The sequence below is a fragment of the Pantoea sp. ICBG 828 genome (genome assembly GCF_002928355.1).
GTDB classification, from domain to species: domain Bacteria; phylum Pseudomonadota; class Gammaproteobacteria; order Enterobacterales; family Enterobacteriaceae; genus Pantoea; species Pantoea dispersa.
This window is the reverse complement of the sequence record NZ_POWN01000002.1, coordinates 681,080-701,271: the sequence shown is the minus strand read 5'-3', so window position 1 is coordinate 701,271 and position 20,192 is coordinate 681,080. Positions and strand designations below refer to the sequence as shown.

Below are 20,192 nucleotides of genomic sequence, written 5' to 3'. Positions count from 1 at the left end.
CGCGATCAACAACCTGTTTGACTGCTTCGATTTTAAACTCTTCGGGATAACGCTTACCGCTCATGGGCACCTCTCTTTAAGCCATCTTAAATGACTCCGAGGTGTCTGTTAAAGCCGTGGCGATTCAATTCTGCGCTATGAGGCGCGTTTAAATAACCAAACCGCCGCTTGGGAAAAAACATTTACTCTTGAATATTCTTACAATTACAATGCGGGCTGTCATTTCAATTCCTGAAGGCTTGAGGGAGTTTTTTATAATGCCGTTGAAAAGCCCTTCTCATTCTGGCTGAGTTACCGAACCCGCAGCATCTGGAAACTTTTTCTACGGAAAGCCCTGATGTTTCCAGAAGAGACTTTGCTGAATCCAGACGAATTTTTTCAACCGCTTTGGCAATGGTTTCACCTGTTTCTTTAGTAAAAAGCCTGGTGAGTTGCCTTGAGCTAAGGCAAGCAACCTCAGCTAAACTTTCAACTCGCAAGTCATGATCTAAATGCGTATGAATATAATTCAAAACAGCTTTAATTTTTGATGACTGAGGTTCTAAAAATAAAACAGGTGAAAATTGCGATTGTCCCCCTGTGCGGCGCTGCGCGACAACAAGTTCCTGAGCAACTTTTAATGAGACTGCAGTGCCAAGATTATCCTCAATTATCGCAAGCGCGAGATCGATACCGCTGGATATTCCTGCTGATGTCCAAACGCCACCATCTTTCACGAACAGAGCATCAGTGGATAGTACTACATCAGGGTATAAATCACTAAAAATATGCCTATATTTCCAGTGAGTAGTAGCGGTTTTCCCATCCAGAAGACCCAACTCAGCGAGGACAAAAGCTCCTGTGCAGATACTGCCAAAACTTTTACTGGATAGGCAGGCTTTCTTCAGCGCTCTACCTTCCTGGCTATCTCTTGAGATATTCCGGCCTCCCTGACCTCCTACAACCAACAGTAAATCGAAGGATTGCTCCGGGTAGAGTTTTTGAGATTCAATTGAGAATCCAGCTGTACACGTAACAGCACCACCCCTCATGGATAAAACATGTTGTTTATAAACAATATGATGCCCCGTGAAGCTCACGAACTGAAAAGCAGCCAATGGCCCACTAAGATCTAAAAGTTGAAAATCATCAAAGATGTAAAAACCTATGTTCATAATGTCCTTTTTTGAATGATTAATGTCATTTTGGCCACCACTATAGATGGTAGGCTCATTTCAGGCCATTACAATCTTAGGGATTCATCATGTCTAATTTCTTCAAAGTATTGATTCCAATCTATAACGGCGTAACGCAGCTTGATTTCACTGGTCCTTACCAGTTCTTTTCCCGTACACCTCAGTTCGAAACAATTCTCGCATCAGTAGACGGTGAAAATGTTTATGCTGACGGCATGCATTTCACAGGGCTCAGGGATCTCATGTATGAGAAAGAATGTGACATACTGTGTGTTCCAGGTGGAAGTGGATGTACGGATGCTATTGAGAACGATAGATATATGGAATCAATAGTAAAACTGGCTCATACAGCATCTTATATAACCTCTGTTTGTTCTGGTTCATTAATACTCGGCGCTGCCGGTTTACTCTCAGGAAAGAGAGCAGCCTGCCATTGGGCATGGCGTGATCAGCTCAGCTTGTTTGGCGCGATACCGGACGAAGGCCGAGTGGTAAAAGATGGAGATGTCATAACGGGTGGAGGCGTTACCGCAGGTATTGATTTTGCTCTGGTATTGATTGGAGAGCTTTGCGGTGAAGATGCAGCCATGCAAGTTCAGCTGGGGCTGGAATATGCACCACATCCCCCCTATGAAGCTGGACGTCCTGAGACAGCCCCAGCCTGGATTGCTGCCAAACTAAAAGAAGCATCAGCCACAAGAGTAAGCGAGCGTTTGCATATTTTAGAAAATGCTGCCAGAAAAATTAGCAAAACAATGCATTCCTGACTCTTTAATTAGTGGATATGAAGATCTTTTATGAATCGTAGAGAATTTATTTCATCATGTTGTTGTGTGCTGTGTGCATCTGCGCCAATGTTCAAAGCAATGGGTAAGACTACCCAAGCCATACCTCTTTCCAGATTCAACGGCGAATTGCCAGCAACATTGGCAGGGGTTACTATACCCCATACACGCTTCACTGATGGGGCTACTGAGCTTGTTGCTTCATGCTCATCAGCTCCCCTTTTCAATCATGTTGTAAGAACATATTTATTCGCAGCTTCTATTGGAAAAAAACTTGGTAAAGCTTTTGATGAAGAAATGCTTTATTTAGGTTGTATAATGCACGACCTGGGGCTTACCGAAAAGTTCATCAAAGATGCCAGATTCGAACTGGATGGAGCTGATGCGGCACGGCAGTACTTAGTCGATAACAAATTCCCTGAGGAAAAAGCAGAAGTTATCTGGGATGCAATCGCTTTACATGCAACAATGGAATTGCCGGAACGAAAAAGGCCAGAGATTGCGCTTGTCCATTTAGGTGCTTTTATGGATGGGGGGATGAATGCAAATATTTTCCCCTTGTCATTCTTTGAAGAAGTATTTGAGGAATTTCCGCAAAATGGAAACAAAACGCACTTTATCGAACTCGTTGCTAATGTTTTGAGAAAAAAACCTCATACTGCCTATCTTTCCTTTGAAAAAGATATTGGAGTAAAAATGGTAGAAGGCTTCCCAACAGTTAACTATTGCGATATTAAACCAAACTATCCTTTTAATAGATAACAAACCTTTTATTGCCTGTTATAACACAGCGTTTACGCAAGGAGCAGCGGTCGTGTCGAAAGAGCGTCATTCACCTACGCCGGAATGAACCGATAACGCAGATTACGCTTAATTCTGGATTTTAACAAAACCTGCCCGGCCACAAAGAGCCGGGCTCTAAAGATACAGCCCGGCTCTCCATGTCTCCCGGCCCTGAGCTGAGCATAGTGGCGCCGTTCTGTATCTGCCATGCTGACCTTAATAAAAAATCTCCCGGCGAGTCAGTCAGATGGCTTCGCTTCTGCACCAACCGTTTCAATCCCTCTTGCCAGATAATTCCGCCCCAACAATACTGTATGCATGAACAGTAAAATAACAGGAGGAATTTTATGCGCGATTTACTCAGCTCTTTCGCAGTCACACTGCAGCATGGCAAGGGCATCAGATCATGAACCCAGTAGCTGTACCGCCGGCCTGACGCTCCTCTGGCCACCCATTTTTACGCCCCGGGTCCGGGTGCCGCTTTATGCCGATCCGTGCGCCGCCGGCTTTCCCGCCCCTGCGCAGGATTACGTCGAGAAAGAACTTGATCTGAACGAACTGTGCATCCGCCGGCGTGCATCAACCTTCTTCGTGCGCGCCAGCGGCAACAGCATGCGGGACCTGGGCCTCTGCGACGGCGACGTCATGGTGGTTGACCGGATATTTACCTGATGATAGGCGTGAGTGACCGGCAGGTCGATCTCGTACAGGAGGGAGTCGACTGCGTGATCAGAACAGGTGAGCTACTAAACTCCACGCTTGTTGCCCGTCCACTGGGGAAGTTCCGCTGGATAACCTGCGCCTCTCCGGACTATCTCAGGGAGTACGGGATCCCCCGTTCTCCTGGAGATTTATCAAATCATCGGGCTATACACTACTTTTCCGGGCAGGCCCGGCGTACCAGCGAGTTACGTTTTGTCCAGGGGACGGAAGCGCTTTCTGTATCGGTCAGCGGTCAGGCAGCCGTTAACGAGACGGGACTCTATATAAAAATGTGTCTGGAAGGTTTCTGGCTTGCCCAGCTTGCTGAGAGCGTTGTATCAGAGCACCTTCAGAAGGGAGCACTGGTTGAAGTGCTGGCCGACTGGCAGCCGTCATCAGTCCCGGTCAACTTACTTTACCCACATCAGAAATTCCTTTCCCCTGCCGTAAGCGCATTTGCAGACTGGATAAATGAAATTATGTGACACCTCAGTAGACAATGTATCGACTCTCAAATGCTTTTGAAATTTAAATAGATTATCCATTGCACTTACGCCAAAGTATGTCGCAGCGCATAATGACCACCCCGGAAGAGCTACGCCCCGCGCTGAGCAGTATTCCATTGACGAAATGTCCCTGGACCTGACCGGCATTGATGGCAGCGAGGACGGTGAGCATTTCTGCCGGCGCCTGCACTGGCCAGACTGACACCCAAAAGTTTCCAAAATCAGCAGATGAATCTGTAAAGCTCCCCTACCCTCCCCTGAACCCTTCAGGTATTTCATAATCCATCCCAGATACCAGCATGCAGTCTCGTCTTTCTCTGGAGCGCTTAGAGGAAAGGTGTTTGCGCCCCTTTTCAATATAGCGTGCCAGTTTCAATTCCCACTGACTCTGGTAGTACGCCACGCTTTCTGCTTTCCAGTAATTCACGAAATCAGCCAGCTGCAGCCTGTCAGGTGCAGCTGAAATCTTAATATCTATACGATTGGCGGTGTCACTAAACGTTGCTGAAGGCTGCCACCCGTCAAACATAACAAATTTATTTTCAGGTAATTCTGGGGTAGTAGCAGAGCGGAGACCCGGTCCGGTACGCCCGGAAAATCTGACGCAGGCATTTACGCGCGCGAACCCGCTGCGGTCTGGATGAGGCGGACAACCCGCCCACTTTCCATGAGATCCGCAGTTTATCGGGAAGGTTATATGAAGCGCATTAGGATGAGGTGTTTACACAGCGGTTAATCTCTCCATGACACCGAAGTATCCTGACCCCCGTGGCGATGAGTACGTACTGGTATGAGGCATAGGCAATTACGGACAAATTCCGCAAATTTACGCACAGCTGAAAATCTGACCTTGCAAATCATGCCGTTGTGGATATGCTATATACATAGCATATTTGTTAAAAAACGCACATTTAATCTAGTAAATTCAAAGAGATATGCGCTAACCACCAGCTTATGAATGGTAGCAATACTAATCAAAGCATCTCTTTATAATCAGACAGTTAGAATTTTTTCGGCCTCTATTCGGACAGATTTCGGCCAGCCTATACCAGCCAGAATAAAGTTTACCTGGACTGAGAAGAAAAAAGTATGGCGCGACTGGCAGTGGTCAATGTCAGGTTGTGATGAAGCGTTCTGGATACCATGCAAACGTATCTCAGTGTCCGACAGATTGCCGATTGTGTAATGCAGCGATAGCGTTTATTCAGGGTAAAATCTTAAGAAAAATGTCTGAGTGAGGTAACTGTCAGGCATCAGTTTCATGTGAAAGGCGCTTAAGGTAGGGGCTCTCACTAACATATTCGCCGATAATGCTTTTGCGACCGTCTCATCCCCCAGCCGTAAAAACCGTGTCCCTTCCTTCGGCACGTTAAGCATCACTGCACTGCACTATCACTTAACGCCAACTCCTCCCCATGCGCTGCGACTCGATCAGCCCGGTAATAGCGCACCACATCGCCCACAATCAGTAACGACGGCGACACCGGTTTTTGCTGCTCAACAGTTTCAGGCAACCCGGCCAGCGTGGTGATCAGCACCCGCTGGTTCTGACGCGTACCGTTCTCAATGATCGCCACCGGCGTTGCCTCACTGCGGCCATATTCCCGTAACCGGGCGCTAATCACGCTGCTCCAGCTTAACCCCATGTAAAACACCAGCGTCTGATTGGTTGCGGTCAGCGCCGCCGCATCCAACTGCGGCTCGCCGCTGCGCCCGTGTCCGGTGATAAAGCGCAATGACTGGGCACAGTCACGGTGCGTCAGTGGAATGCCGCTGGCAGCCGCACAGCCCACGGCGGCGGTAATGCCGGGCACCACTTCGCAGACAATATTCGCCTGTTGCAGACTGACCATCTCTTCACCGCCACGGCCAAAGATAAAGGGATCGCCGCCTTTTAAACGTACGACATTGCGCCCGCTGGCAGCCAGGTCCACCAGCAGTTGATTAATCTGTGCCTGCTTCAGGCCGTGATGGCCCGGCTGTTTACCTACGTCGATACAGAGTGCGCTGCTGGCGACTTCCGCCATCACCGCTTCGCTGACCAGGCGATCATAGACCACGACATCCGCACGTTGCAGCAGGCGCAGCGCCTTGACTGTCAGTAGTTCCACATCCCCCGGTCCGGCCCCTACCAGCCAGACTTTGCCAGGGCTGGACGCGTTGTCCGGCGCCAGCAGTTTATCTAAAGGATTGATCGCAATCATCATTCTTCCTCCGGTACAGCAACGGAAAGCAAAAGGTGTTTTAGCTCCGGCAGGCAGGAGCCGCAGTTGGTACCACAGTTGAGTGCGTTACCCAGTGCCTGAGTGCTGTGACAGCCCTGTTTAATCGCCTGTAAGATGGTGTTTTCCCCAACGCCAAAGCAGCTACAGATCGTCCGGCCAGCCACGGCACGTTGTGCCGATTGTCCCGCCAGCAGAGCATGCCGGTCCGCCGCATTCACAGGTGCCTGGCGAAAAGCCTGCGCAACCCAGTCATGATTGATCTCGGGTAAAGACGCGCCTGCATAAAAGACCAGGTGCAGCTCACCGTTACGCCAGGCCAGCAGGCGGTAATGCGGTTCCGCCGCATGAGCGGTTTGCAGTTGCAGCCCGGCCAGCGGGATCGTTGCCATGAGCCACTGTTCTGGTGAACCGTCTCCAGCCACGCTAAAGCGTTGCACGCCCTCATAGGGTGTTCGCGCCCAGTAGCGCAGCGCATCAGGCGGGCTTGCGTCGCGCTGCCAGAGCCAGCCCTGCCAGCTGGCGTTGAGCGGGTGGATACGCACAGCGGTTTGTTTAAATGCAGGCTGTGCCGAGACTGGACAGCGGGTTGAAGCCACCAGTCCGCCAACCGTGCCCTGCAGGCTGAACTGTCGGTTCCAGTGCATAGGGACAAAGATCTCACCGCGCCGCAGACCGCTGTCCAGCGTCACACGCACCGTCACCCAGCCCGCGTCGGACTGCACCCGTGCCAGTGCGCCCGCGCACAGGCCATAGCGTTGTGCGTCCTGCGGATGCAGGGCTGCAAATGGCTCATCACAATGCTGCATGAGCCGGGGAACCAGGCCGGTACGCGTCATGGTGTGCCACTGATCGCGGATCCGTCCGCTGTTCATTAATAACGGGTAAGCCGTTTCGCACACCACTGGCTGCGGCGTGGCCGGTGGCAACAGGCGGGCTTTACCATCAGGATGGTAAAAGTGCCGGTCGCTAAACAGCCGGGCGCAGCCCTCGGGATAACGAGCGTTGATTGGCCACTGTACCGGCTTCATCGCATCCCACTGTGCGTCGCTCATACCGGCCAGACCGCTGATATCAAAGGCGCGCTGGCCGTTGTTCTCAAACCCCGACAACGCCGCATGCTCGCGGAAGATGGCTGCCGGATGCGTCCAGGTAAAGCCTTCATGAAAGCCCAGACGCTGGGCGACCTGCGCGAGTAACCACCAGTCCGGTTTAGCTTCTCCGGCCGGAGGCATAAACGCGCGCTGACGGGAAATCCGGCGTTCAGAATTGGTCACGGTGCCGTTCTTTTCCCCCCAGCCCTGCGCGGGTAGCAAAATATGCGCAAAGGCGGTGGTATCCGTTTGCGCCAGCACGTCTGACACAATTACCAGCGGACAGGCAGCCAGCGCCCGGGCAATGCGATTGCCTTCTGGCATCGAAACCGCCGGATTGGTGCCCATAATCCACACAGCTTTGATTGCTCCACGGTCAATGGCGTCAAACAGATCAACCGCCGTCAGGCCGGGCTCACGCGCCATACGCGGACTGCGCCAGAAACGCTGTAAACGGTCGCAATCTTCTGCGGTGAAACTCATATGCGCCGCCAGTTGGTTGGCCAGCCCCCCTACTTCCCGCCCGCCCATCGCATTCGGCTGTCCGGTCAGCGAAAACGGGCCGCAGCCGGGTCGGCCAATCTTGCCGCTCAGCAGGTGCGCATTGAGAATAGCATTGTTGTTGTCACTGCCGCTTTGTGACTGGTTAATGCCCATGCACCATAAGGTCAGTACGCGCTCATGCCGGGTAAACAACCCGTAGAACGCGGCGATCACTTCATGGCTGATATCACAATGGGCTGCCACCGCCGCACCATCCCACTGCCGCGCGGCCCGTAAGGTTGTGTCTACACCGTCCAGATGCGGCAGCATCGTGACGTCAATGCCGTCATGCTGTTCCAGCCAGTGCAGCAGGCCCGAGAACAGGGCCGGATCGCTGCCCGGCCGGAGCGGTAAATGCAGATCGGCGAATTCACAACTGGCCGTGCGGCGCGGATCGATAACCACAACCTGCATCTCAGGGCGCTGCACTTTTGCCTGTTTTAGGCGCTGAAACAGCACCGGATGGGCCCAGGCGGCGTTCGAGCCGACAAGAATGACTACCTCGGCCTCATCCAGATCCTCGTAACAGCACGGTACGGCATCCGCCCCAAATGCCCGTTTATAGCCTGTCACCGCGGAGGCCATACACAGGCGTGAATTGGTATCGATGTTGGCGACGCCGAGAAAGCCTTTCATCAGCTTGTTCGCCACATAGTAATCTTCCGTGAGCAACTGGCCGGAACCGTAGAAAGCCACCGCCTCCGGGCCATGCGCATCGATAATCCTGCGCAAACCATCAGCCGCGGCATCCAGTGCCGTCTCCATGCTGACCCGCTGGTGATGAAGCTGAGGATGCAGCAACCGTCCGGCCTGTGTCAGGGTTTCGCCCAGTGCCGCGCCCTTTACGCATAGCCGCCCGGCATTCGCCGGATGACGGGTATCGCCACTGACCTGAGGCGACGCGCTCTGCGGCTGCGTGACCTCGACGCCGCAGCCCACCCCGCAATAAGCGCAGGTAGTTTTCATGATGCCTGCGCCATCAGGTTAAGCGGACGGTTTGCGACCCAGACCTGGCCGTCCTCCAGTTTAACCGGCCAGCAACGCAGCTGATGCTGGGGATTATCAAGGCTCTGTCCGTCACGCAGGCGTACACGCTGTTTGTAAAGCGGCGAGATCACCACCGGCTCCCCCGCAACATCACCAAGGATACCGCGTGACAGTACGCTGGCTTCGCTGCCCGGCTCACGATCCTCCAGCGCATAACAGTCATCACCCATGCGGAATAAGGCAATACGGACGCTGCCAAGACGGGCTCCGATGCCGGCCTCTGGCGGAATGGCCTCCAGTGGGCAGATTTCGCTCCAGGGTTCGGCGGGCAGATGCATCAGGGGAATACCACTAGCCTTGTGTGGCTGGCGCTGTCCGCGCACGCGTGCATAGTGCAGCGTTTCATCCGGCTGATCGCTGTTCACTGTGGCGGTAAACAGCGCACGTCGCGAGGGATCGGCCAGCGTGGTCTGCCATTCGCATTGCCAGGTGTCCACCACCTGTTGCATTTCCTGTTCCAGCGTGGCGGCGATCCCCAGGCTGTCATGAATCACCACCTCACGCAGGTAGTCCAGCCCGCCCTCCATGTTATCCATCCAGACGCTGGTACGCTGCAGGCGATCCGCCGTGCGCACGTAGAACATCAGAATCCGGTCGACGTACTGGATTAGCGTGTCATCGTCCAGATCGCTGGCAAACAGTTCCGCATGGCGCGGCTTCATGCCGCCATTGCCGCAGACGTACAGGTTCCAGCCGTTTTCCGTGGCGATGACCCCGATATCTTTACTTTGTGCTTCCGCACATTCGCGGGTGCAGCCGGACACCGCCATCTTGATCTTATGCGGTGCGCGCAGACTCTTATACCGGTTCTCCAGCGCGATGGCGAAGGCGGTAGAATCCTGCACGCCATAACGGCACCATGTCGAGCCGACGCAGGATTTCACCGTACGTAGGGATTTTCCGTAGGCATGACCGGTTTCAAAACCGGCTTCCAGCAGGGTTTCCCAGATAGCAGGCAGCTGGTCCAGACGCGCACCAAACAGATCGATACGCTGGCCGCCGGTAATTTTGGTATAGAGATCGTAACGCACGGCCACTTCGCCGATGGCAATCAGGCCCTGTGGCGTGATCTCGCCCCCCGGCACGCGCGGTACGACCGAATAGGTGCCATCTTTCTGGATATTGGCAAAGTAACGGTCATTCGTGTCCTGTAACGGTAAATGTGCCGGTTTCAGCAGGTAATCGTTCCAGCACGAGGCCAGTAGCGACCCCACCAGCGGTTTGCATACCTCGCAACCACAACCCCGTCCGTGGCTGGCCAGCAGATCGTCAAAGGTTTTGATGCCATTAATACGGATCAGGTGATACAGCTCCTGACGGGAATAGGCGAAGTGCTCACAGATGTCTTTTTTAACAGCGACGCCCAGGTTTTCCAGCTGAAGCTCCATCACCTGTTTTACCAGCGCGGCGCAGCCGCCACAGCCTGTTGCGGCTTTAGTGCAGCTTTTTATACTGGCCATATCGCCACAGCCACTCTGCACCGCATGGCAGATATCGCCTTTACTGACGTTATGGCAGGAACACACCTGGGCACTGTCCGGCAGCGCAGCGACGCCCAACCCTTTGGCCGGCGCGCCATTCAACGCAGGCAAAATCAGCGCTTCCGCTGCCGTCGGCAGCGGCATGGCGTTTAACATCATTTGCAGGAGCGTGGCATAGTCGCTGCTGTCTCCCACCAGCACGCCGCCCAGCAGTCGTGCATTGTCGGCGCTAACCACGATCTTCTTGTAAATGCCTTTTGGCCCGTTGGCCCAGTGGTAGCTCAGGCTGCCCGGCGTTTTGCCGTGCGCATCGCCAAAGGAGGCGACTTCTACGCCCAGCAGCTTCAGTTTAGTGCTCATGTCGGCACCGGTGAACTGCGCCGGTTCGGCCGCCAGATGCCCGGCCAGCACACGCGCCATCTGGTAGCCAGGCGCTACCAGGCCAAAAATCTGCCCGTTCCACAACGCGCATTCGCCGATAGCATAAATGTCGCTGTCACTCGTCTGGCATTGATCATTGATGGTAATGCCGCCGCGCGGCCCCACGCTGATGTCGGCGCTCCGGGCCAGCTCATCACGCGGGCGGATACCGGCAGAGAACAGCACCAGATCGGTGGCCAGCTCGCCGCCATCGGCAAAGTGCAGCACCAGACTGCCGTCAGGCTGGGTGGCAATCTGTTCGGTCTGCTTCGAGGTATGCACCGTCACGCCCAGCGAGTCGATCTTTTGCCGCAGCATCAGCGCCCCGCCGTCATCCAGTTGCACGGCCATCAGGCGCGGCGCAAACTCAACCACGTGCGTCTCCAGCCCCAGCTGCTTCAGCGCATTGGCGGCTTCCAGCCCCAGCAGCCCGCCGCCGATCACCACGCCGCGCTGACTCTGGCGGGCACAAGCTGCGATGGCATCCAGATCGTCCAGCGTGCGGTAGACAAAGCAGCGCCCGGCGTCATGGCCGGGTACCGGTGGTACAAAGGCGCGGGAGCCGGTGGCCAACACCAGCTTATCCCAGGCCAGCTCACGTCCCGCGCTGTCACGCAGGCTGCGCTGCTGGCGATCGATCGCCTCTACCCGGCAACCGCTGCGCAGTTCAATTGCGTTCCGGGCAAAAAAATCCTCGCTCACCAGCGACAACTCTGTTGCCGTTTTACCGGTGAAATACTCAGAAAGGTGAACCCGATCGTAAGCCTGATAGCGCTCTTCGCCGTAGACCACAATGTGATAATGCTGATGCAGGTTACGGGCGACCAGCTGCTCCAGAAAATGGTGGCTGACCATGCCGTGACCCACCACGGCTAATACAGGTTTCGTTTGGCTCATCACAGGGTTTCCTGCAGCCAGCGGCTGCGTTTCAGGTTCATCAAGGCCGAACAGCGTATTCACAGAAACCGGTCCGGCATTATGGAGTTGGTTCAGCAGCGCGCCACTTTGCTGGCAGTCGCCATACAGCAGCACGCCGTTCAGTCGGCCGTCTTTGAGGAACAGGCGGCGATAGTGCCCGGCGATCGGGTCAAAACTGGTGACAGACGGGGCTTCGCGAACGTCACCAGCGCTAAACAGGGAAATGCCGCTGACTTTGAGACGGGTGCCCGTGGCCGCACTGTAGAAACCTCCCTGAGGCCGATCGGCCAGTTGCGCCGCCAGAATCTTTGCCTGGGCCAGACAGGGCGCGACCAGACCGAAGGTCTCGCCGCTGATTTCACAACATTCGCCTACGGCATAAATTCCGGCGTGCGCAGTGCGCAACTGGCGATCCACCAGAATGCCGCGCTGACAGGGAATACCGGCGGCCTGCGCCAGGGCGATCGCCGGCTGGACACCAATGGCCATCACCACCTGCTGCGCCGCCAGCACACGGCCATCGTGGAGGATCACGCTATCCGTGCGGATCGCCGCAAGGCTGGCATTCAGTTCACAGCGAATGCCGCGCGCCCGGAGCTGAGCCAGCAGTAATTCCCCTGCCCTGATATCCAGCTGTCTGTCCAGCAAACGTGACTGACGATGAATCAGCGTGACCTGACGTCCCTGCGCCTGAAGTCCGGCGGCGGCTTCAATACCCAGATAGCCCCCACCGACCACCACTACCGGACCGTGCCCGGCCAGCAAAGTGTTCACATCCTGCAGCGTGCGAAACGTGCTGACATGCGGCAGGTCGCTGCCTGGAACAGACGGCCTGCAGGGCTGCGATCCGGTCGCCAGTACCAGGCGGTCCCAGTGCAGCAGGCGCTGGTCGGTGCGTAAGGTCCGCTCAGCAATATTCACCTGTTCCACCGTCTCTCCCACCCGCAATGTTATGCCGTGACGGTGATACCAGTCAGGGTCGTGGATCAGCGTTTGCTCAACGGTGGTTTCTCCGGCCAGCAGCGGCGACAACAGCACACGGTTATAGTTGCCGTGCGGCTCACGGCCAATCACAGTGATGTCGTAACGCATCGGCGCCAGCTGCAACAGAGTTTCTACCATGTGCATGCCCGCCATCCCGTTACCCGCAACCAGCAGCCGTTGTCTCATGGTGTCGTCCTTATGCCGCCGAAGTCTGTTTTTCGTAGAGAAAATGCAGCACTTTCTGGCGCAGCTGGTGATAACGCACGTCATCCGCCAGCGCCACGCGTGAACGCGGCCGGACCAGGTCGATCGTCAGGATATCGCCCACCTGCGCCGCCGGACCGTTGGTCATCATCAGTACCCGATCGGACAGCAACACGGCTTCATCCACATCATGGGTAATCAGGACGATGGTGGTGTTCAGCGCCTGCTGGATGCGCATGACGCTGTCCTGCAGATGCGCGCGCGTTAAGGCATCCAGCGCACCGAAGGGTTCGTCGAGCAGCAGCACGCGAGGTTTCATTGCCAGCGCGCGGGCGATACCGACACGCTGCTTCATGCCGCCGGAGATCTCGCCGGGGCGTTTATGCATGGCATGACTCATTTGCACCTGGTTCAGGTTGTGCTCGATCCAGTCACGCATTTCCGCCTTGTTCATCTTGCCTTTAAACACCTGCTCTACCGCCAGCTCAACGTTCTGAAACGCCGTCAGCCAGGGCAACAGCGAGTGGTTTTGAAACACAACGGCGCGCTCAGGGCCGGGGCCGGTGACTTCGCGGTTATCGCATAACAGGACGCCGCTGGTAGGTCGGGTTAAACCGGCGATCAGGTTGAGCAGCGTGGATTTACCACAGCCGGAGTGGCCGATCAGGCTCAGGGTTTCCCCCTGATGAATATCAAAGCTGACATTATCGAGCGCCAGAAAATCGCCGCCGGAAGTGGTAAAACGCTGGCTGACCTGCTGTACACGAATGATAGGTTGCATAGTGTTCCCCTTATTTATCCCAGCTAAAGCGACGCGCCAGCAGCATCAGTCCCTGCTCCAGTAGCAGGCCGACGACGCCAATCAGCAAAATGGCAATCAGGATGTTTTCAACATTGAGGTTGTTCCACTCGTTCCAGATCCAGAAGCCGATCCCCAGGCCTCCCGTCAGCATTTCGGCAGCCACGATCACCAGCCAGGCGATACCAATCGACAGGCGGACCCCGGTCAGCACCGCAGGCAGAACGGCGGGAAACAGGATGCGGCGCAGGATGGTCCATTCCGACAGTTGCAGCACGCGCGCCACATTGAGGTAATCCTGTGGAATGCGCTGTACACCTTCGGCGGTATTAATAATCATCGGCCAGATAGAACAGATAAAAATGGTCCAGCTGGAGGCCGGTTCGGCGCGCTGGAACAGCAGCAGGCCGATAGGCAGCCAGGCCAGCGGGCTGACCGGACGCAGTAGCGCGATAACCGGATTGAACATGCGTGCCACAAAGGCAAAACGCCCCAGCAGAAAGCCTGCGGGAATCCCCACCAGCGCGGCCAGGCCAAAGCCGATAGCGACGCGCTGCAGCGAGGCCAGCACATTCCAGCCGATGCCCTGATCGTTAGGGCCGTTGTTATAGAACGGATCTGCGAACAGGATTTTCGCCGCTTCCCAGGTGGCGTACGGGCCGGGAAAGCCTTTGCTGGAAAGGGCCGCGATCTGCCAGATCAGAAGCAGAAGCATCACACCGCACAGCGCGGGAATGGCACGCTGCAAAAACGGACGCAGGCGCGCAGGCGAGCGCATCTTTTTTGGCGTGACCTGAAGGGGCACCACCGTGGCCCGGGTGGGCAGCGTCTCAGGCTGCGTCAGGGAGCGAGTCTGGCTTTTCATCACGACCTCTCTTTGTGGTTAATGGCAAAGCTGGCGGCGTAAACGGCAGGATTCGTGCCATCCCACACCTTGCCGTCGATCAGGGTGCTGCTGCGCATCTCACTGCCGGGCAACGTGATGTTGCCGACGGCGCTCGCTGCCTGTTTGTAGATATCAATTCGGTTGATCTGCTTTGCGACGCCCAGATAGTCCGGATCCTCGGTCAGCATTCCCCAGCGCTTAAGCTGGGTGAGGAACCACATGCCATCGGACAGATACGGGAAACTGACGCTGCCGTCATGGAAGAAGCGCATCGCATGCGGGTCTTGCCATTTGTGTCCCAGCCCGTTTTCGTACTGGCCGAGCATGCGACCCTGCAGAATCTCAGGTTTGGTGTTGATCCAGGCGCGTCCGGCCAGCACCTGCGCCGTTTCGCGGCGGTTATCATCGGAGGCATCGATCCAGCGTGCCGCCTCCAGGACAGCCGCCGTCAGCGCGCGCGCCGTATTGGGGTTCTCTTTCACCCACGCGGCGCGGGTGCCAAGAATTTTTTCGGGGTGATCGGGCCAAATCTGCTGACTGGTAGCGACGGTAAAACCAATATCATCACTGATGGCGCGCTGATTCCACGGCTCGCCCACACAGAAGCCGCTCATATTGCCAATCTTCATATTCATCACCATCTGCGGCGGCGGCACGACGACAGTGCGCACGTCATCAAATGGATTGATACCGGCATTCGCCAGCCAGTAGTAGAGCCACATCGCGTGGGTACTGGTCGGAAAGGTATGCGCAAAGGTGAGACTGCCTTTGGCCTTGCTGTCGATGGTCTTTTTCAGGCTGGCGGCATCGGTGACTTTTTGCGCTTTAAGCTGGTTCGACAGGGAGATTGCCTGGCCATTGTTATTGAGCGTCATCAGGTTCGCCATCGCATGCTGAGGACCGGCAACGCCCAGTTGTAGGCCATAGATCATGCTGTACAGGACGTGTGCTGCATCGAGCTCACCGGAGATCAGTTTGTCGCGGACGGCTGCCCAACTGGCTTCTTTACTGGGCTGTAGCGTCAGACCATATTTTTTGTCGAAGCCTTTCACCGAGGCCATGACGACCGGCGCACAGTCGGTCAGTGGAATAAATCCCACCCGCACGGTGGCTTTTTCTGGCGCATCGGAACCCGCCGCCCATACGGCGTTGCGCAATCCCGGCAACAGCCACAGCCCGCCAGCGGCGGCGCTGGATAACAGCAGTTGACGTCGAGACAGTGAAACTGGCGATTTGCTCATTTTTTGCCACCCTCAGGAAATAAAAAAAGGCGTCCTCTCCACTGCTTTCACAGGGAGATGGACGCCTTTATCCAAAAGCACTCGCTTTACCGCCGTTGGCAAAGCTAATGCATACACTTAATAGGGTAAAGCAAACTGCATGCCAGCTTTGAAACGGCCCTGCGCGTGGCGATCAGGGCTTTCCCCGGGCTGGTTTTTTAACCGATTTTGCACGTTTTTGACGCAGAATACGCACAAGCATTGTGCAGCTAACGCTTTAGAGTTATCTCTTCATTGTGGCTGCCACCGTGACGATCGCCTGGGCGATTTCCGGTAGCCGTTTATTCTGATCCATCGCGCTTTTACGCAGCCGTTGCCAGGCGTGCTCTTCACTCAGCCCATGCTGCTGCATCAGCCAGGTTTTGGCCTGGTCGAGCAGTTTGCGCTCTTCCAGCGTGGCGCGCAGGGTGGCCAGCTCATTGGCCTGATGCTGTAAACGCTGAGACTGCTCCGTGATCAACGACAGCAGTGAACGACCCAGCTGGGGTGCCAGCCCGTCGCTGTTCAGCGCACCGGACTCGGTGGGCAGCCAGTCCACCCCGGAGACATATAATGTAAAATCGCAGCCCGACTGCGCCACATGCAGAGGTTCAGCTGCCTGATGCTGTGCCAGTGCGATCGCCTCGCGGCAGCGCAACATCAGCGTGGCTGACAGCCGATCCTCCAGCAATTTCATTTGGTCGATGCGCTGTGACAGCAGCGAAAACCAGTGCAGCGCGCCACTGTCGTCCCGCCGACCGTCGGTACAGGCAATGCGTCGCAGTCGTTCAATTTCACGACTGGCCTGCGCCAGCGGCTGCCAGTGGTGTAAAACCGCCTCATCGGCAAACTGCTGGAAGGTCGAAAAGCTTTGTTCCTGTGCTTCAATTAAGGCCACCATGGCGCTGCGCTGCTCCGCGCTGAATTGTCCGGCAGCAAAGCCGGCCGCTCCCAGGGCGCGCTCCTGTCCCGTCAGCTCTTTGCCCTGCATAAAGCTGAACAGCGCAATGAGCGCGCGGGTAATGTCAGGATGGCTGGCGGTGTCGGCGGCCTCAAAAACCAGGTTCAGTAAGCTACGGATAATGGTACTGAACGCCGCAACGGCCTGCGCGTGCGCGATCTGCTGTTGCGTAATCTGCTGGCGCAACGCCGGTAATCCGGCCAGGGCCTGCAGCGCGGCGGCGATCAGGTTGCAGAAGCGGCTGTATCCCGGCTGGGCTTCAACCCTGGGTAAGGCCTGGCAAAAATCCCGTTGGCAGCGCGTCACATCCTGCTCACTGGCGAGCCGCTGCTCGCCGTAAAGCCTGCCTTCTGAACATATCCACAGATTGCTCGCCCCCCGCTCGCGCTGAAGCTGATGCACCAGCTCGCTGACGGTGGTAATGAGTTTGCCGGTCTGGCGAAGGCGTTGCAGGCTGGCAATATCGCTTTGCCTTGAGGCCTGTAACCAACTCAGTGCGTCATCCATTGCTCCCCCACCCTTTGATGCCAAAAAGTGAGTCAAGCAAAAGCCGTGCCGTTTTCGTATCACCTCATTTCTCTTCACGAGAATCGCAGCGGCTGCCCGGTCATAAAAATCTTTCTATGACCAAAAAGTATCCCGGTCCGCGTGGAGACGAGAACGTAGTGGTCTAAACAATGTATTTGATTCTCTGACAAATTTCGCAAATTTACGCACAGCTGAAAATCTGAGCTTGCAAATCATGCCGTTGTGGATATGCTATATACATAGCATATACGTTTCATATAAAGGCCAGCCATGGGTATCGTCAAAATTTCGGATTTAATGCATGAGAATCTGCGCATCGCCAGCACGGCGCTCAGTCGTTCGATCAACGCGCAGGCGGAGCACTGGATGAAAATCGGCATGCTGGCCGAACTTTATCCGCAGCTCAGCCATCAGGAACTGACACGCCTGCTGATGCGGGTCGAACGTGATGGCGGCGCTGAACTGGCGCAGCTGCTTGACCAACCTTCCTTTATTCCGCAGGGAATCGCGCAATGAGTATTAAACTGCATACCGCTGAAGAGATTGAACGGGCGCGCGCCGCCGGTCACGCCGCCGCCAAAGTTTTGGAGATGATCGCGCCCTGGGTGAAACCCGGCGTTACCACCGATGAACTGGATCGCCGCTGTCATGACTATATTGTCAATGAGCTAAAGGTCATTCCGGCTAACATTGGCTATCAGGGTTACACCCGTACCGTTTGCACCTCGGTTAATCACGTGGTGTGCCACGGGATTCCGGGCGAGAAAAAGCTCAAAGACGGCGACGTCGTCAATATCGACGTGGCGGTCATCAAAGACGGCTGGTACGGCGACACCAGCCGCATGTATTTCGTCGGTCAGCCTTCGGTACGCGCTAAGCGCCTGGTTGACGTGACGTATGAATCAATGGTGGCAGGCATTCGGGTGGTGAAACCCGGTGCAACGCTGGGCGATATCGGTGCGGCTATTCAGCAGGTCGCCGAAAAGGCCGGGTTTTCCGTGGTACGCGAGTATTGCGGTCACGGCGTTGGCGAGATCTACCACGGCGATCCACAAATCCTGCATTACGGCACGCCGGGCCAGGGGCTGGCGCTGCAGGCTGGCATGATTTTTACCCTTGAGCCCATGATTAACGCCGGTAAAGCGGGCACCAGCGTGCTGTCCGATGGCTGGACGGTGGTGACCAAAGATCGCTCCCTGTCCGCGCAGTGGGAGCACACTGTTGCCGTCACGGATACCGGCTTCGACTTGCTCACACCCTGGCCGGAGGGGACCGGTGATTACGCCGCGATCGTTTAACATCTGCCAATCGTCCAATCTGTGATCTCTATTGTAGTACAATCAAAATAGATTGTACTACACTGCTTACTCATGACGATTTATATCGCTCATGTGCAACATCACTATCGGCATAGTTAATGCTGCCGCGTGGCCGAAATAAAATGATTTTTATTTTCGGCTGCACTTCATTTATTGCTTAGCAAGCGAAACAGATCATTCATGACATCGCTACCCTTGCGCCCGTCTGCCGGCGCGGAGTGGCGTAATGCTGCGTGACGAGGTGGATATGATAAGTTCCGATGTTTCTGGTTCTACGTTGAGTCAATTAAATAAGCGCATCATCCCGTTTATCGTGATCTGTTATTTTGTCGCTAATCTCGATAAAACCAATATCTCTATCGCTGCGCTGCAAATGAATGCCGATCTCGGGCTTACCACCAGCATGTACGGCCTCGGTGTCGGCATGTTCTATATTTCCTACATTCTGTTTGAAATTCCCAGCAATGTCATTATGACCAAAGTCGGCGCCCGGCGCTGGATAGCGCGCATTATGATTACCTGGGGTATTGTCAGTACCGGCATGGCGCTGGTTCATAGCGCCAATCAGTTATATGTGATGCGTTTTTTACTCGGTATGGCCGAAGCCGGTTTTGCGCCGGGTATTATCTATTATATTTCCTGCTGGTTCCCTAAAAGTAACCGCGCACGGGCAATGTCTTTCTTTTATATGGGATCGGTGAGCGCGTCGATTATTGGTCTGCCCATTTCCGGTGCCATTCTCAATATGCATGGCATTGCCGATATCGCAGGCTGGCGCTGGCTTTTCGCGCTGGAAGGCATTCCCGCAGTGGTGCTTGGTTGTCTGGTGCTGTGGCGCTTACCCGATAAGCCCGACGATGCTGTCTGGTTAACTACACCGCAAAAACACTGGCTGCGTCAGCGCCTCGAACAGGACAATCTGGGTGTTACCCTGAATAAGAACCACTCCTGGCTGCAGGCATTAAAAGATCGTACGGTGTTATTGCTTAGTCTGGTGTGGTTTTTACAGGCGTTCGGTTCCATCGGCATTACGCTGTTCATGCCGTTGATTATTAAAAGCATGGCCGCAGAGCAGAGCAATTTTATTATCAGCCTGTTATCCGCCCTGCCCTTTGTGATGGCCTGCGTATTTATGTATTTAAACGGACGCCATTCCGATCGTAGCGGTGAACGCGCCTGGCATATGGGTTTGCCATTAATTTTATCGGGCCTGGCATTAACCGGCGCGATTTATTCGGGCAGCCTGCTGCTCGCCTATATTTTGCTGGTCTTGACCGTCGGGCTTAACTTTGCCCTGACGCCAATATTCTGGGCCGTGACCACAGAAAAATTAGCTGGCGTAGCCGCTGCGGCATCGATTGCCTTTATCAATACGGTGGCAAACTTTGTCGGACTGGGTTTACCGCCGCTGCTGGGAAAAATGAAAGATGCGACGCAAAGTTATCACTCAGGATTGCTGATTGTGGCGATGGCGCTGATTGCCGGCGGTATTCTCGGTATTATTATCGCCCGTCCATCGGGCGGTGCCGGTGCCAGCAAAACCCGCGCACCGCATGCCGAAACCGGGCACTGAACG

14 protein-coding genes and 2 pseudogenes are annotated in these 20,192 nt (G+C 55.3%); 7 read left to right on the top strand and 9 right to left on the bottom strand.

Annotation, left to right across the window (positions count from 1 at the left end):
• Positions 1-224: 224 nt before the first annotated feature.
• Positions 225-1,154, bottom strand: a complete 930-nt coding sequence (locus C1Y43_RS07740; RefSeq protein ID WP_104187750.1) for a GlxA family transcriptional regulator — start codon at positions 1,152-1,154, stop codon at positions 225-227.
• Between the two features lie 89 nt (positions 1,155-1,243).
• Between C1Y43_RS07740 and C1Y43_RS07735 the strand changes: the two genes are divergently transcribed.
• The 4 genes and pseudogenes from C1Y43_RS07735 to C1Y43_RS07720 all read left to right on the top strand — a co-directional run.
• The gene (locus C1Y43_RS07735) at positions 1,244-1,942 is read left to right on the top strand and encodes a DJ-1/PfpI family protein (RefSeq protein WP_072208567.1); all 699 of its coding nucleotides are present in this window, start codon (positions 1,244-1,246) and stop codon (positions 1,940-1,942) included.
• Positions 1,943-1,972: 30 nt separating this feature from the next.
• Positions 1,973-2,722: an HD domain-containing protein gene (locus C1Y43_RS07730; protein ID WP_081049456.1), complete on the top strand. Its 750-nt coding sequence runs from the start codon at positions 1,973-1,975 to the stop codon at positions 2,720-2,722.
• Between the two features lie 408 nt (positions 2,723-3,130).
• Positions 3,131-3,403, top strand: a pseudogene (locus tag C1Y43_RS07725) (S24 family peptidase); the annotation flags it as partial.
• A pseudogene (locus C1Y43_RS07720) lies at positions 3,400-3,930 on the top strand (LysR substrate-binding domain-containing protein); the annotation flags it as partial. The pseudogenes C1Y43_RS07725 and C1Y43_RS07720, both read left to right, overlap by 4 nt.
• A 268-nt stretch (positions 3,931-4,198) precedes the next feature.
• Here the strand turns inward: C1Y43_RS07720 and C1Y43_RS24305 are convergent.
• The 8 genes from C1Y43_RS24305 to C1Y43_RS07675 all read right to left on the bottom strand — a co-directional run bounded on the left by C1Y43_RS24305 (position 4,199) and on the right by C1Y43_RS07675 (position 17,276).
• On the bottom strand, positions 4,199-4,480 hold the full coding sequence (locus tag C1Y43_RS24305) for a DnaT-like ssDNA-binding domain-containing protein (RefSeq protein WP_058775716.1): 282 nt from the start codon (positions 4,478-4,480) through the stop codon (positions 4,199-4,201).
• An 847-nt stretch (positions 4,481-5,327) separates the two neighbouring features.
• Positions 5,328-6,158: a uroporphyrinogen-III C-methyltransferase gene (gene cobA / locus C1Y43_RS07705; protein ID WP_104187748.1), complete on the bottom strand. Its 831-nt coding sequence runs from the start codon at positions 6,156-6,158 to the stop codon at positions 5,328-5,330.
• On the bottom strand, positions 6,155-8,776 hold the full coding sequence (locus C1Y43_RS07700; protein ID WP_021508709.1) for a nitrate reductase: 2,622 nt from the start codon (positions 8,774-8,776) through the stop codon (positions 6,155-6,157). The genes cobA and C1Y43_RS07700 overlap by 4 nt, the downstream gene beginning before the upstream one ends.
• Complete coding sequence (gene nirB / locus C1Y43_RS07695; RefSeq protein ID WP_104187747.1) at positions 8,773-12,846, bottom strand: nitrite reductase large subunit NirB; 4,074 nt, start codon at positions 12,844-12,846, stop codon at positions 8,773-8,775. The genes C1Y43_RS07700 and nirB overlap by 4 nt, the downstream gene beginning before the upstream one ends.
• Before the next feature lie 10 nt (positions 12,847-12,856).
• Positions 12,857-13,645 carry an ABC transporter ATP-binding protein gene (locus C1Y43_RS07690; protein ID WP_058781374.1) on the bottom strand — a complete coding sequence of 263 codons (789 nt, stop codon included), beginning with the start codon at positions 13,643-13,645 and terminating at the stop codon, positions 12,857-12,859.
• A 10-nt stretch (positions 13,646-13,655) separates the two neighbouring features.
• Positions 13,656-14,528 (bottom strand): nitrate ABC transporter permease, encoded by an 873-nt coding sequence (ntrB, locus tag C1Y43_RS07685; protein ID WP_021508712.1) that lies wholly within the window; start codon positions 14,526-14,528, stop codon positions 13,656-13,658.
• Complete coding sequence (locus tag C1Y43_RS07680) at positions 14,528-15,790, bottom strand: CmpA/NrtA family ABC transporter substrate-binding protein (RefSeq protein WP_104187745.1); 1,263 nt, start codon at positions 15,788-15,790, stop codon at positions 14,528-14,530. The genes ntrB and C1Y43_RS07680 overlap by 1 nt, the downstream gene beginning before the upstream one ends.
• A gap of 262 nt (positions 15,791-16,052) precedes the next feature.
• Positions 16,053-17,276: a nitrate regulatory protein gene (locus C1Y43_RS07675; protein ID WP_021508714.1), complete on the bottom strand. Its 1,224-nt coding sequence runs from the start codon at positions 17,274-17,276 to the stop codon at positions 16,053-16,055.
• Positions 17,277-17,567: 291 nt separating this feature from the next.
• Between C1Y43_RS07675 and C1Y43_RS07670 the strand changes: the two genes are divergently transcribed.
• The 3 genes from C1Y43_RS07670 (at position 17,568) to C1Y43_RS07660 (ending at position 20,189) form a co-directional block, all read left to right on the top strand.
• Positions 17,568-17,813 (top strand): ParD-like family protein, encoded by a 246-nt coding sequence (locus C1Y43_RS07670; RefSeq protein ID WP_010615787.1) that lies wholly within the window; start codon positions 17,568-17,570, stop codon positions 17,811-17,813.
• Positions 17,810-18,595 carry a type I methionyl aminopeptidase gene (gene map, locus C1Y43_RS07665; protein WP_104187743.1) on the top strand — a complete coding sequence of 262 codons (786 nt, stop codon included), beginning with the start codon at positions 17,810-17,812 and terminating at the stop codon, positions 18,593-18,595. The genes C1Y43_RS07670 and map overlap by 4 nt, the downstream gene beginning before the upstream one ends.
• A 268-nt stretch (positions 18,596-18,863) precedes the next feature.
• The gene (locus C1Y43_RS07660) at positions 18,864-20,189 is read left to right on the top strand and encodes an MFS transporter (protein ID WP_168714980.1); all 1,326 of its coding nucleotides are present in this window, start codon (positions 18,864-18,866) and stop codon (positions 20,187-20,189) included.
• Positions 20,190-20,192 lie beyond the last annotated feature (3 nt).

Excerpts from the sequence above, each read along its gene's own strand:
- C1Y43_RS07740 (WP_104187750.1), bottom strand. The coding sequence starts at position 1,154 with ATGAACATAGGTTTTTACATCTTTGATGATTTTCAACTTTTAGATCTT.
- C1Y43_RS07735 (WP_072208567.1), top strand. The coding sequence starts at position 1,244 with ATGTCTAATTTCTTCAAAGTATTGATTCCAATCTATAACGGCGTAACG.
- C1Y43_RS07730 (WP_081049456.1), top strand. The coding sequence starts at position 1,973 with ATGAATCGTAGAGAATTTATTTCATCATGTTGTTGTGTGCTGTGTGCA.
- C1Y43_RS24305 (WP_058775716.1), bottom strand. The coding sequence starts at position 4,480 with ATGTTTGACGGGTGGCAGCCTTCAGCAACGTTTAGTGACACCGCCAAT.
- cobA (WP_104187748.1), bottom strand. The coding sequence starts at position 6,158 with ATGATGATTGCGATCAATCCTTTAGATAAACTGCTGGCGCCGGACAAC.
- C1Y43_RS07700 (WP_021508709.1), bottom strand. The coding sequence starts at position 8,776 with ATGAAAACTACCTGCGCTTATTGCGGGGTGGGCTGCGGCGTCGAGGTC.
- nirB (WP_104187747.1), bottom strand. The coding sequence starts at position 12,846 with ATGAGACAACGGCTGCTGGTTGCGGGTAACGGGATGGCGGGCATGCAC.
- C1Y43_RS07690 (WP_058781374.1), bottom strand. The coding sequence starts at position 13,645 with ATGCAACCTATCATTCGTGTACAGCAGGTCAGCCAGCGTTTTACCACT.
- ntrB (WP_021508712.1), bottom strand. The coding sequence starts at position 14,528 with ATGAAAAGCCAGACTCGCTCCCTGACGCAGCCTGAGACGCTGCCCACC.
- C1Y43_RS07680 (WP_104187745.1), bottom strand. The coding sequence starts at position 15,790 with ATGAGCAAATCGCCAGTTTCACTGTCTCGACGTCAACTGCTGTTATCC.
- C1Y43_RS07675 (WP_021508714.1), bottom strand. The coding sequence starts at position 17,276 with ATGGATGACGCACTGAGTTGGTTACAGGCCTCAAGGCAAAGCGATATT.
- C1Y43_RS07670 (WP_010615787.1), top strand. The coding sequence starts at position 17,568 with ATGGGTATCGTCAAAATTTCGGATTTAATGCATGAGAATCTGCGCATC.
- map (WP_104187743.1), top strand. The coding sequence starts at position 17,810 with ATGAGTATTAAACTGCATACCGCTGAAGAGATTGAACGGGCGCGCGCC.
- C1Y43_RS07660 (WP_168714980.1), top strand. The coding sequence starts at position 18,864 with ATGATAAGTTCCGATGTTTCTGGTTCTACGTTGAGTCAATTAAATAAG.